Genomic DNA, 12,729 nt, shown 5'->3' with positions numbered 1-12,729 from the left:
ATTGCTATTTGCCGAATAACGCCTTGCGTAAATAATTGCCATACCGCAATCAATTTATCATTACCCGCACGCGCTTTTCCTTGCGTTCAATGCAGTGAGTGATTAAACTGTGTGCTAATTGCATCGTGCACATCAAATGAGCATCTTTTGGTCGCTAATCTTGAACTGCCTTTAAGCATACGTAACGTGGTCGTTCCAAACCGCGTCTTTCTTGCGCCTATGTCGGGCGTTTCTGATCTTCCATTTCGCAAGCGCGCTGCGGAAGCAGGTGCTGGCATGGTTGTTTCGGAGATGGTCGCGAGTGCTGAGCTCTGCAATCGTCATAAGGAAAGCATGTTGCGCCTGTCCGGTGAAGGGCTTGGCACGCATGTCGTCCAACTTGCAGGCCGCGAAGCACACTGGATGGGCGAAGCGGCCATCATCGCCGAAGGCGAGGGTGCGGATATTATCGACATCAATATGGGCTGCCCTGCCAAGAAGGTGACGGGCGGCTATTCCGGCTCTGCGCTGATGCGCGATCTTGATCACGCCATGACTTTGGTTGAGGCAACTGTGAATGCGGTCAAGGTGCCGGTTACGCTGAAAATGCGTCTTGGCTGGGATGAGAATAGCATCAACGCGCCTGAATTAGCTAAACGCGCCGAAGGTGCGGGTATTGCCATGGTGACGGTTCATGGACGCACGCGCTGTCAGTTCTATGAAGGCAAAGCCGACTGGGATGCCATTCATGCGGTGCGTGATGTCGTGAAAATTCCGCTTGTAGCCAATGGCGATGTGTTGTCACGCGTAGATGCGGAAGAGTTGCTGCGTCGTTCAGGGGCCGACGCCGTGATGGTTGGTCGCGCTTCCTATGGTCAGCCGTGGCTTGCAGGCTTGATCGCAGGCAGTGATTTCGCACCGCGTACAGCTGATGGCATTCTTTCTTATATTATAAGACATTACGAAGATATGCTCGACCATTATGGCAGCAAGACTGGTATCCGCCATTCAAGAAAACATCTCGGCTGGTATCTGGATCGTCATGCGGGCGAAGCAATCTCGCAGGCAGATAAGGCTGAAATCATGACGCTCACTGATCCCGAAGCGGTTATCGCGGCGCTAACCCGCGTTTTTCTGCGTGATGCAGACAGAAAGGTCGCGTGATGGGCGGTAGAGGTGAAACAAACGGCATTCCAGCAATCATATTGGATGCGATCAATCAGCCTGTGATTATGGTGAGCGCCGATAATCACATCGTTTATGCGAATATGGATGCCGAGCAATTCTTCCGGTCTGGTTCGTCTATTCTGGCACGCAACCGTCTTGAATCGTTTCTTCCATTTGGCAGCCCATTACTGGCTCTGGTCGATCAGGTCCGCACGGCTCAGGTGCCGGTTAATGAATATCGCGTCGATATTTCATCGCCGAAGCTCGGTGCCGAGCGCATTGTCGATCTTTATGTTGCTCCGGTGATCGAAACGCCGGGTGCCGTGGTAATCCTGTTTAAGGAAAAGTCCATGGCTGAGAAAATCGACCGTCAGATGACTCATCGCGGTGCGGCGCGTTCTGTGACGGGGCTTGCCTCAATGCTCGCGCATGAAATCAAGAATCCGCTTTCGGGCATTCGTGGTGCAGCACAATTGCTGGAACAAGTGGTTGGTGATGAAGATCGTGCGTTGGCGCGACTGATTACCGATGAAACGGACCGGATTGTAAAGCTTGTCGATCGCATGGAAGTATTTTCCGATGAGCGTCCGATTGAGCGCACGGCGGTCAATATTTACTCGGTGCTCGATCATGTGAAGACACTGGCACGCAACGGTTTTGCGCGGCATATCCGCTTTGTCGAAGAATATGATCCATCATTGCCGCCAGTTTATGCCAATCGCGATCAGCTTGTGCAGGTTTTCCTTAATCTGGTGAAGAACGCAGCCGAAGCGCTTGGCGATCGTGATGGCGCTGAAATCACGCTTTCGACAGCCTATCGCCCTGGCATTCGCTTACAAGTCCCGGGTGCAAGCGACCGTGTGGCATTGCCGCTGGAATTCTGCGTGCATGATAATGGTCCGGGCGTGCCCGACGATATGCTGCCGCATTTGTTCGACCCGTTCGTGACGACCAAAACAAATGGATCCGGCCTTGGTTTGGCGCTGGTTGCCAAAATTATTGGCGATCATGGCGGTGTGATCGAGTGCGATAGCCACCCATCGCGCACTACATTTCGCATTCTCATGCCGCAATGGAAAAGTTCAGCCGAAAATATGTCTGTAAAGACAGGAGATAAAGCATGATTGCCGGACGTCCGACAGGTACGATTCTCGTTGCGGATGACGATGCTGCAATTCGCACAGTGCTCAATCAGGCATTGTCGCGCGCAGGCTATGATGTGCGGGTTACATCCAATGGTGCTTCGCTCTGGCGCTGGATAGCTGCCGGGGATGGTGATCTGGTGATTACCGACGTCAATATGCCCGACGAGAATGCGTTTGATCTGCTTCCGCGTATCAAGAAGATGCGGCCTGATTTGCCGATTGTTGTTATGAGCGCGCAAAATACGTTTATGACCGCGATCCGCGCTTCGGAAGCCGGTGCTTATGAATATTTGCCAAAGCCGTTTGATCTCACAGAGCTAATCAATATTGTTGGTCGTGCGCTCTCAGAACCAAAGCATAAGCCCGCTGCGGTTCTGCCGGATGAGCAGGCTGAAAACATGCCACTGGTCGGGCGCTCGCCCGCAATGCAAGAAATCTATCGTGTGTTGGCGCGCATGATGCAGACGGACCTCACCATGATGGTCACAGGCGAGTCGGGTACGGGTAAGGAACTCGTCGCGCGCGCCTTGCATGAATATGGTCGTCGCCGCAAAGGGCCATTTGTTGCCATTAATATGGCGGCTATTCCGCGTGACCTGATTGAATCTGAACTGTTCGGCCATGAAAAAGGTGCCTTTACCGGCGCACAGAACCGGTCCAGTGGACGTTTCGAACAGGCCAATGGCGGAACACTTTTCCTCGACGAAATTGGCGATATGCCGATGGAAGCACAGACGCGTTTGCTGCGCGTTTTGCAGCAGGGCGAATATATGACGGTCGGCGGTCGTACACCGATCAAGACTGATGTGCGGATTGTTGCTGCAACCAATAAGGATTTGCGCCAGCTTATTGCGCAGGGTCTGTTCCGTGAAGATCTGTATTATCGTCTGAATGTCGTGCCGTTGCGTCTGCCGCCACTACGTGAACGCAGTGAAGACGTGCCTGATCTGGTCCGCCACTTCTTTAAGCGCGCCGCCGAAGAAGGTCTGCCTGAAAAGCGCATTACTGCGACCGGCTTTGATATGATGCGCCGCTATCCATGGCCGGGCAATGTGCGCGAGCTTGAAAACCTTGTGCGCAGACTTTCAGCACTCTATCCGCAAGACGAGATTTCGCCCGAAATCATCGAAGCTGAACTTAAGTCGGAGCTTTCAAAGCCCGATGCCCCTGCCATCGTGACGGGTGATCTCGAAAACATCACGATTTCGCAGGTCGTTGAGCAGAATATGCAGCGTTATTTCGGATCGTTCGGCTCTGATTTGCCACCGCCCGGCCTCTATCATCGCGTTCTGGCAGAACTTGAATACCCACTTATCCTTGCATGTTTGACGGCTACGCGCGGTAACCAGATTAAGGCCGCAGAAATTCTGGGTCTTAACCGTAACACACTGCGTAAGAAGATCAGAGAGCTTGGCGTGAATATCTATCGAGGCGCCAAGCAATAGAAAATGAGCGATAAGCCGCTCTCAGTTTCGCGAAACCCTATTTAAGCTGTAAACAATCGTTGCATTTTCGCCACAATGCGTTGCATAGATGCAACGCTATTGGGTAATATGGTTAACATGCATACAGCGAATCTGACGACGGATATGGATAAGGCAGAGCGACCATCGCGCGGCGGTGAGGGGCGCAGGCTTCTTGCGTTACCGGGTATTATCACCGTTGTTCTGGCGTTGATTACCGCGTCACTGTCTTTTTGCATTCTCATTGGCATTACGCCGATTACGCCTGATCGTGCAGTCACGCTTGCGCTGGTCATTATCAACGTCGCGCTCATCATCTTTCTGATCCTGCTGATTTGCCGCGAGATTTACCGTATTATCTCGGCGCGTCGATCCGGGAAAGCTGCATCTCGACTGCATGTGCGAATTGTTGCGCTGTTCTCACTGATCGCTGCGGTGCCTGCAATCGTAGTTGCGATTGTTGCTTCCGTTACCCTCAATCTTGGTCTTGATCGCTGGTTTGATACCAACACACGCGATATTGTCAGTTCATCACAGAACCTGACCACCGCCTATATTCGGGAAACTGCGTTAAACCTGCAAAGCACGTCATTTTCGATGTTGCAGGAGCTTGATGCCCAGCGCACGGTCTATAGCCTCGATAGGGGTGGCTTCATCCGCTACATGACGCTTCAGGCTGGTGGACGCGGACTGCTTGGTGCATTCTTGGTGCGTGAAAACGGCGATGTTGTCGTCAAAAGCGAGACAGGCGTTGAAACGCGCTTGCCGCCGCCAACCGAAGACGCTTTGAAAACAGCTGTCGATGGTAAGCCGGTTATTATCCCTCCGGGCAACAGTAATTTTGTTGGCGCTGTCATCAAGATGCGCGAGATACCGGACCTTTATCTCTACACGGTACGGGCGGTTGATCAGCAAATTCTGGATTCTATGCGCCTGATGGAAGCCAATACGGCGCGCTATCAAGAGATGGATGCCAACCGCATACCAACCCAGATTGCGTTTGCGCTGCTCTATTTCGGTCTGACTCTGATTGTTCTTCTGTCTGCCATATGGACAGGTATTGCCGTGGCGGACCGTCTTGTGCGTCCGATCAGGCTTTTGATTGGTGCAGCTGACGATGTTGCTGCCGGTAATCTGAATATCTCTGTGCCAGTACGCGCATCTGATGGCGATGTTGGCGCTCTGTCCGACACGTTCAACAACATGGTTGCTGAGCTAAATAGCCAACGCAACGAGCTTTTGTCAGCGAAAGATCAGATTGACGAGCGTCGTCGCTTCTCTGAAGCGGTTCTTTCTGGCGTCAATGCGGGTGTTATCGGTATCGAGACTGATGGCTCAATTTCGATCCTTAATCGCTCGGCTGAGCATATGTTCGGTGTCAGTTCACAAGATGCAATTGGCAAAAGCTTGAGCAGTATTGCGCCTGAAATCGGACAAGCTTTTGAAGTTGCGCGTACAACGGATCGTGCGATGCATCGTGAACAGGTCAGTATGACGCGTAATGGTGTTGCACGAACCTTTAACGTGCAGGTGACCGTCGAAGATTCAGAATCTGACGATCATTCCTATGTCGTTACGGTTGATGACATTACCGATCTGGTTCAGGCGCAGCGTTCGTCCGCATGGGCCGATGTTGCGCGTCGTATCGCACATGAGATCAAAAATCCGCTGACGCCGATCCAGCTTTCTGCAGAACGTATTCGCCGTCGCTACGGCAAGGTAATTGTTGAAGATCGCGAAGTGTTCGATCAGTGCACTGATACAATCATCCGTCAGGTCGGTGATATTGGTCGCATGGTCGATGAATTCTCAGCATTTGCGCGTATGCCTAAGCCTGAAATGAAGGCGATGGATATGCGTGAGGCGTTGCGTGAGGCTTCGTTCCTCATTGAAGTCAGCCGTCAGGATATAAAGTTTACCAATGAATATGGCTCTGAAAAACTGATTGGTTCTTTTGATAGTCGTCTGCTTGGTCAGGCTTTTGGCAATGTCATTAAGAATGCCAGCGAGGCAATTGATGCTGTGCCGAAAGAAGAGCGCGGCGAAGGGCATATTCTTGTTCGCTCAAGTAAAGCCGAGGGGCATCTGGTGGTCGATATCATCGATAACGGCAAGGGCTTGCCGGGCGATGATCGCCAGAAGCTCTTAGAGCCCTATATGACCACGCGCGAAAAGGGCACTGGCCTTGGTCTCGCGATAGTGCGCAAAATCGTGGAAGACCACGGCGGACAGTTGGAATTGCATGATGCGCCAGCAGATTTCCACGGTGGACGTGGCGCAATGATACGTATGATCTTTCCTGAGGTTTCCACCAGCTCTGCTGGTGCGGAAGAGGGAAATCCCGGAAACGAGATAGTTGGACAGGTGAACTGATATGGCAGCCGATATTCTTGTTGTTGATGACGAAGTGGATATTCGGGAACTTGTTGCAGGTATCCTGAGCGATGAAGGCTATGAAACGCGTACGGCTTTCGATGCTGATAGCGCGCTCGCTGCGATTGATGATCGTGTGCCTAGGCTCGTGTTTCTTGACATCTGGTTGCAGGGCAGTCGCCTTGATGGTCTTGCGCTGCTTGACGAAATCAAGAAGCAGCATCCTGATCTGCCGGTCGTTATGATCTCTGGACACGGCAATGTCGAAACGGCTGTTTCGGCGATCCGTCGCGGTGCCTATGATTTTATCGAAAAGCCGTTCAAGGCGGATCGTCTGATTTTGGTTGCTGAACGTGCGCTGGAAACATCGAAGCTGAAACGCGAAGTTTCCAATCTGCGCAAGCGCGGCGGCAACAGCATGGAACTGATCGGTGCTTCGCTTGCGATCAACCAGCTGCGCCAGACGATTGAGCGTGTTGCGCCAACCAACAGCCGTATCATGATCACCGGACCTTCGGGGGCGGGTAAGGAACTGGCAGCGCGTGCTATCCATGCACATTCAGGTCGGGCTAATGGTCCGTTTGTGACGGTCAATGCTGCAACAATTACGCCTGAGCGTATGGAAATTGAGCTTTTTGGCACGGAAATGGATGGCGGTGAGCGCAAGGTTGGCGCGCTGGAAGAAGCACATGGCGGCATTCTTTATCTTGATGAAATTGCCGATATGCCGCGTGAAACGCAAAACAAGATTTTGCGCGTTCTGGTTGATCAGCAGTTTGAACGTGTGGGTGGAACCAAGCGTGTGAAGGTTGATGTCCGCATCATCTCTTCGACCGCACAGAACCTTGAAGGCATGATTGCCGAAGGTACGTTCCGCGAAGATCTGTTCCATCGCCTGTCCGTTGTGCCTGTGCATGTGCCAGCGCTTGCATCACGCCGCGAGGATATTCCATCGCTGGTCGAATTTTTCATGACGCAGATTGCGGAACAGGCAGGTATCAAGCCGCGCAAGATCGGTTCTGATGCAATGGCAGTTTTGCAATCGCATAGCTGGCCGGGGAATATCCGTCAGTTGCGGAATAATGTTGAGCGACTGATGATTCTGGCGCGCGGTGATGATCCGGATGCGCCAGTGACAGCCGATCTTCTGCCAGCAGAAATTGGCGATACATTGCCGCGTGCGCCAACTGAATCCGATCAGCACATCATGGCTCTACCTTTGCGTGAAGCACGCGAGCGCTTTGAAAAGGAATATCTGATTGCGCAGATCAATCGCTTTGGTGGCAATATCTCGCGTACGGCTGAGTTTGTTGGCATGGAACGTTCGGCATTGCATCGCAAGCTGAAGTCGCTTGGCGTATAATAGTTAAACGAATTCAGGGCAGGCGGGACAATCATGCGCGTAATCGTGTGCGGTGCAGGACAGGTTGGCTACGGTATTGCCGAGCGGCTTGCTGCTGAAGAAAACGACGTCTCCGTCATTGATACATCTGCGCGCCATATCGAGATTGTGCGCGATACGCTGGATGTGCGCGGGTTCGTTGGTCATGGTTCGCAACCCGATGTGTTGGCTGCTGCCGGTGCCAATGAAGCCGATATGATCATCGCAGTCACATTGTCTGACGAAGTCAATATGGTGGCCTGTCAGGTTGCGCATTCGGTTTTCAATGTGCCAACCAAGATCGCCCGTATTCGTGCACAGTCTTATTTGAAGGCTGAATATCAGGACTTGTTTCTGCGCGAAAATCTGCCGATTGACGTGATTATTTCACCTGAGCTTGAAGTCGGTGAAGTGGTTTTGCGGCGCATCGCATTGCAGGGCGCGACCGATGTTTTGCGGTTTGCTGATGATAAGATCATCGGTCTTGCAATCGAATGTCTCGAAGAATGCCCGGTTATCAATACGCCATTAAAACAGCTCTCTGACCTGTTTCCTGATCTCGCTGCAACGGTCGTGGGTGTTGTGCGCAATGGCAGTCTGTTCATTCCGCGTTCAACCGATCAGCTCAATGCCGGTGATCTCGCTTATGTTGTGACAACCCGCGAACAGGTTCGCAGAACGCTTTCATTGTTTGGTCATGAAAAGCCAGAGGCACATCGCATTGTCATTGCTGGCGGCGGCAATATTGGCCTTTATGTTGCGAAAGCCATTGAAGAGCGCAAATGGCAAACGCGCATAAAGATGATTGAAAGCGAGCATGAGCGTGCTTTCATGATTGCAGATCAGCTGAAACGTACCATGGTTCTGCACGGCAGTGCTTTGGATCAGGAGCTTTTGCAGGAAGCGGACATTGAGGATGCTGATCTGTTTGTCGCTCTGACCAATCAGGATCAGGTGAATATTCTCTCAAGCATCATGGCCAAGCGGCTTGGGTGTAAGGCCAATATGGCGCTGATCAACACGACCGGCTATCAGGATTTTACCCACATGGTGGGGATCGATGCGTATATCGATCCGAAGGCTGTTACGGTCTCGAAGATATTGCAGCATGTTCGACGTGGTCGTATTCGCGCAGTTTACAGCGTCTATCGTGATATGGCTGAGATTATTGAGGCGGAAGCACTTGAGACATCATCGCTGGTCGGTGCACCCTTGCGTGATCTCGATTTGCCGGAAGGCTTGCGCATTGGTGCGATTTACCGTGCAGGGCAGGTTATTCAACCAAATGGTGACGTGCGTATTAAGCCGAAAGATCGTGTTGTGATATTCGCGACTGCTGATGCAATCAAACATGTTGAACAGATGTTCCGCGTTAGCCTCGAATTTTTCTGAGTTTTCAAAAATGGCAACCTCTTTTATCCGGTATCTCTGATGGATATCTGCACTTTCTGGTATGGGCCGAGCCTACGGGACGTCGACCGCATATGCCTTGCATCCATGGTGATGACTGGCCAACGCGTGAAGCTGTTTTCATATGCGCCAATCGAGAATGTCCCTGAGGGCGTCGAAATCCACGACGCCAGCACTATTCTGCCTGAGCAGGTATTTAAGCGTCTCGATCCGAATTACCCGAAGTTGCGCAGTCGAACGACGATAGTTCAGTTCAGTGATATTTTCCGTATTATGCTGATGAAGCATAGGCAGGGCGTGTGGCTTGATACGGATGTCTATTTGCTCAAGCAATTTCATCCCGATCCTACGAAGCCATATCTGGCACGAGAGAATCGCTTTCGTGTCGGTGTCTCGGCTCTCTATTTGCCGCATGACCATCCGATCATTCGCGAATTTGAACACTATATTGCGGCCACCTATCCTCTCCCGCGCTGGCTGGGAGTACGACGCGGCAAGCTGCGGCCGTTATACTATCGTCTTACGGGCAAAGAAGTTACGCCTGCCGCTATCGGGATTACAATTTTCGGAAATGACGGCATATCACGGCTCGCACGCAAGTATGGCATCTTTAAAAATGCGGCACCGCAGGAGAATTTCTATTATTGGGTAGGGAAAGAGGCTACTCGGATTTACGACCCAGTGTATGGGATAGAGCCGACCAAACACCCTGATTTCATTGGTTTTCATATCCATAAGAAACATAAAGAGGTCGTTTCCATGCAGCCGGGAAGCTTCTATATGTGGGCTATTGATCGGGTTAGACCATTGCTTAGCAAACCACTTTCAAGTGACCTCAAATAAGGTTGATTTATTCATACCTGCAAAGATTTGCATGTCGGGTTTTGAATTTGTTGGTTGCGGAAAGATTCCCATCCTGTTAACCGAAGATTAAGAGCGAAGCAGTTGTCTTTCCACAGCAATTGCTTTTAGCGACTGGTTTTGCGCAACCCGGGAGCTTGATTTATGTGTGTGCGCGTGTTCGTCTGGCATAAACGAACAAACTGCTGATCGATTAAAGGAATAAAAACAATGGCTGAACGATCGCAAAATCTTCAAGACCTTTTTCTTAACTCTGTACGCAAGCAGAAAATTTCACTGACCATTTTTCTTATCAATGGTGTGAAGCTCACAGGTATCGTGACGTCATTTGACAATTTCTGTGTGTTGCTGCGTCGCGATGGTCATTCGCAGCTTGTTTACAAGCATGCAATTTCGACCATCATGCCGAGCCAGCCGGTACAGATGTTCGAGGGTGAGGAAGTCTGACGCTTCTCAGTTTTTAACTGACCAGTTTATGCTGGAGCGTGGTGATCTCTTGAAACCGTCACTCTGCTCCAGCTTTTTCGATTCCGATCCCGTATGTCGGGTATTCAGGATCATGATTTGATTGGCCGGGGCGTCTTCTATTTGAAACCGCTTATGCGAAGACCTATCTGCGGGTGCAGTTAGGTTCCGTATTTCGGAGTAAGTATATTTGTCGAAATTCAAAGACGCGAATGTTTCGCCTGCCGATGAAAAAAAAGGATTTGGCCTGTCTGAGCCAGAACCAACGAGAGCGGCGGTCATCGTTCCAATTCTTCCGGAACGTTATAATACCACTACAGCAAGCGAAGAAGGCGAACGAGCGCAGTTTCAGCGTTCAAATGAAGCACGGCTGGAAGAAGCTATTGGTCTTGCGCGCGCTATCAACCTTGAAATTGCCCATGCTGAAAATGTGACTGTCAGCCAACCTCGTCCAGCAACGCTGTTGGGTACGGGTAAGATTGAGGCAATCGCTGAAATTCTGGAAGAAAAGTCAATTGGTCTCGTGATCGTTGATCACTCTTTGACGCCGGTGCAGCAGCGTAATCTCGAAAAAGCATTGCACGTCAAGGTTATCGACCGTACCGGGCTTATTCTGGAAATTTTTGGCGAGCGCGCACGCACCAAAGAAGGTTCGCTGCAAGTTGAGCTTGCACATCTGAATTATCAAAAGGGTCGTCTTGTCCGAAGCTGGACACACTTGGAGCGTCAGCGCGGTGGCGGTGGCTTCCTCGGTGGTCCGGGTGAAACACAGATCGAAGCCGACAGGCGCATGCTTCAGGACAAGATTCTGAAGATCAAACGCGAACTGGAAACGGTTGTGCGCACCCGCACATTGCACCGTCAGAAGCGGCGCAAAGTGCCGCATCCGGTCATCGCGCTGGTTGGCTACACCAATGCGGGAAAATCGACATTGTTTAACCGTATGACGGGCGCCGATGTGCTGGCCGAAGATATGCTGTTTGCGACGCTTGATCCGACATTGCGCCGTATTCGCCTGCCGCACGGCGAAACGGTTATTCTCTCGGATACTGTGGGCTTCATCTCAAATCTTCCGCATCATCTCGTTGCAGCATTTCGTGCGACGCTTGAAGAAGTGGTCGAAGCGGATCTGATTCTGCATGTGCGCGACATTTCCGATCCGGATAATGCGGCGCAAGCAGAAGACGTAGAAAGCATTTTGACGGGCCTCGATGTCGATCCGCATGATCATAAGCGCGTGATCCAGATTTGGAACAAGATCGATAATCTCGACGAGGCTGGCCGTGAGGCTGCCCTGCGTCTGGCCGCGGCTGGCGGTGACGAAGGTCGACCAATCCCGCTTTCTGCCTGGACAGGTGAAGGTGTTGACAGGTTGCTGTCATTGATCGAGAGCCGCATTGCTGGTGCGCTCGGCTCAGTAGATGTGGTGCTTCCACCTTCAGAGCTTCGTATTCTTGACTGGATTTACCAGCATGGCAGCGATGTGAAGCGTGAAGACCTCGAGGATGGCTCGGTTCGTATTCAAGCTCGCTTGACAGAAACAGCACGCAAAATGCTCGATGAGAAACGCGGCATTAAGCCTGTCGAGCAGGATTCCGATTGGGATTGATCGGCATCTTGCGGAACAGGGCTGCAAAGCCCTATGTATGGAACATCCATACGATTCATATTCGTTATAAATATGCAGAGGCCCATAATGAGAGATCCAATTGAAACCGTCATGAACCTTGTGCCGATGGTTGTCGAGCAGACCAACCGTGGCGAGCGGGCCTATGATATTTTTTCGCGTTTGCTGAAAGAACGTATCATCTTCGTCAACGGTCCTGTCGAAGACGGCATGTCGATGCTGATCTGTGCGCAGTTGCTCTTCCTCGAGTCTGAAAACCCGAAGAAAGAGATCAACATGTATATCAATTCGCCCGGCGGCGTTGTTACGTCCGGCATGGCGATTTATGACACGATGCAGTTCATTAAGCCGCCAGTATCCACGCTTTGCATGGGGCAGGCCGCTTCAATGGGCTCACTGCTGCTGACTGCCGGTGCGACTGGCCAGCGTTACGCGCTACCAAACGCGCGTATCATGGTTCACCAGCCTTCTGGTGGTTTCCAGGGGCAGGCGTCCGACATTGAACGTCATGCGCAGGACATCATCAAGATGAAGCGCCGCCTGAACGAGATCTACGTCAAGCATACAGGTCGCGATTATGAGACCATTGAACGTACGCTTGATCGTGATCACTTCATGACCGCGCAGGAAGCTCTTGAGTTCGGTTTGATCGATAAGGTCATCGAATCGCGTGAAGTGGCTGTTGAAGAAACCAAGTAATCTGGAGCGGCAGCTTGTCTGCCTCTTCATATTTTAGCGCCTTTTGCCACAAAAGCGGCTTATTTCGTGGTCCTAGCTAAAGGTTAACGCATCGCGTTAAGCATCTGTTGGGGTTCACGGCGTTAAAATAGTTCAGATTATGCCGAATCTCGCTGGGGA

10 protein-coding genes are annotated in these 12,729 nt (G+C 51.5%); all 10 read left to right on the top strand.

Annotated elements, in window-relative coordinates; all coding sequences use genetic code 11:
- Positions 1–147: 147 nt before the first annotated feature.
- The 10 genes from dusB to clpP all read left to right on the top strand — a co-directional run bounded on the left by dusB (position 148) and on the right by clpP (position 12,570).
- On the top strand, positions 148–1,143 hold the full coding sequence (dusB, locus tag WH356_RS03530; protein ID WP_339508809.1) for a tRNA dihydrouridine synthase DusB: 996 nt from the start codon (positions 148–150) through the stop codon (positions 1,141–1,143).
- Positions 1,143–2,270 carry a two-component system sensor histidine kinase NtrB gene (locus tag WH356_RS03525; protein WP_339508934.1) on the top strand — a complete coding sequence of 376 codons (1,128 nt, stop codon included), beginning with the start codon at positions 1,143–1,145 and terminating at the stop codon, positions 2,268–2,270. The genes dusB and WH356_RS03525 overlap by 1 nt, the downstream gene beginning before the upstream one ends.
- A complete protein-coding gene (gene ntrC, locus WH356_RS03520; RefSeq protein ID WP_339508808.1) occupies positions 2,267–3,736 on the top strand; it encodes a nitrogen regulation protein NR(I) in 1,470 nt (489 codons plus the stop codon). Before WH356_RS03525 ends, ntrC begins: the two co-directional genes overlap by 4 nt.
- Before the next feature lie 75 nt (positions 3,737–3,811).
- Positions 3,812–6,127, top strand: coding sequence for a sensor histidine kinase NtrY-like (locus tag WH356_RS03515; protein WP_421565794.1), 2,316 nt, complete (start codon positions 3,812–3,814; stop codon positions 6,125–6,127).
- A gap of 1 nt (position 6,128) precedes the next feature.
- Entirely contained in the window at positions 6,129–7,490 is a 1,362-nt protein-coding gene (gene ntrX / locus WH356_RS03510; protein ID WP_339508807.1) for a nitrogen assimilation response regulator NtrX, read from the top strand.
- 33 nt (positions 7,491–7,523) lie between these two features.
- The gene (gene trkA, locus WH356_RS03505; RefSeq protein ID WP_339508806.1) at positions 7,524–8,900 is read left to right on the top strand and encodes a Trk system potassium transporter TrkA; all 1,377 of its coding nucleotides are present in this window, start codon (positions 7,524–7,526) and stop codon (positions 8,898–8,900) included.
- Between the two features lie 39 nt (positions 8,901–8,939).
- Positions 8,940–9,761 (top strand): hypothetical protein, encoded by an 822-nt coding sequence (locus tag WH356_RS03500; RefSeq protein ID WP_339508805.1) that lies wholly within the window; start codon positions 8,940–8,942, stop codon positions 9,759–9,761.
- A gap of 228 nt (positions 9,762–9,989) precedes the next feature.
- Positions 9,990–10,226, top strand: a complete 237-nt coding sequence (gene hfq, locus WH356_RS03495) for an RNA chaperone Hfq (protein WP_007875113.1) — start codon at positions 9,990–9,992, stop codon at positions 10,224–10,226.
- Between the two features lie 208 nt (positions 10,227–10,434).
- Positions 10,435–11,853 carry a GTPase HflX gene (gene hflX / locus WH356_RS03490; RefSeq protein ID WP_339508804.1) on the top strand — a complete coding sequence of 473 codons (1,419 nt, stop codon included), beginning with the start codon at positions 10,435–10,437 and terminating at the stop codon, positions 11,851–11,853.
- 87 nt (positions 11,854–11,940) lie between these two features.
- On the top strand, positions 11,941–12,570 hold the full coding sequence (gene clpP, locus WH356_RS03485; protein ID WP_250039805.1) for an ATP-dependent Clp endopeptidase proteolytic subunit ClpP: 630 nt from the start codon (positions 11,941–11,943) through the stop codon (positions 12,568–12,570).
- Positions 12,571–12,729: the final 159 nt, after the last annotated feature.

The sequence above is a fragment of the Ochrobactrum sp. MYb379 genome, from assembly GCF_037479515.1.
Lineage (GTDB): Bacteria > Pseudomonadota > Alphaproteobacteria > Rhizobiales > Rhizobiaceae > Brucella.
The sequence above is the reverse complement of the archived record's forward strand: the minus strand, read 5'-3'. Positions and strand labels throughout refer to the sequence as shown.

Excerpts from the sequence above, each read along its gene's own strand:
- WH356_RS03525 (WP_339508934.1), top strand. The coding sequence starts at position 1,143 with ATGGGCGGTAGAGGTGAAACAAACGGCATTCCAGCAATCATATTGGAT.
- ntrC (WP_339508808.1), top strand. The coding sequence starts at position 2,267 with ATGATTGCCGGACGTCCGACAGGTACGATTCTCGTTGCGGATGACGAT.
- WH356_RS03515 (WP_421565794.1), top strand. The coding sequence starts at position 3,812 with ATGCGTTGCATAGATGCAACGCTATTGGGTAATATGGTTAACATGCAT.
- ntrX (WP_339508807.1), top strand. The coding sequence starts at position 6,129 with ATGGCAGCCGATATTCTTGTTGTTGATGACGAAGTGGATATTCGGGAA.
- trkA (WP_339508806.1), top strand. The coding sequence starts at position 7,524 with ATGCGCGTAATCGTGTGCGGTGCAGGACAGGTTGGCTACGGTATTGCC.
- WH356_RS03500 (WP_339508805.1), top strand. The coding sequence starts at position 8,940 with ATGGATATCTGCACTTTCTGGTATGGGCCGAGCCTACGGGACGTCGAC.
- hfq (WP_007875113.1), top strand. The coding sequence starts at position 9,990 with ATGGCTGAACGATCGCAAAATCTTCAAGACCTTTTTCTTAACTCTGTA.
- clpP (WP_250039805.1), top strand. The coding sequence starts at position 11,941 with ATGAGAGATCCAATTGAAACCGTCATGAACCTTGTGCCGATGGTTGTC.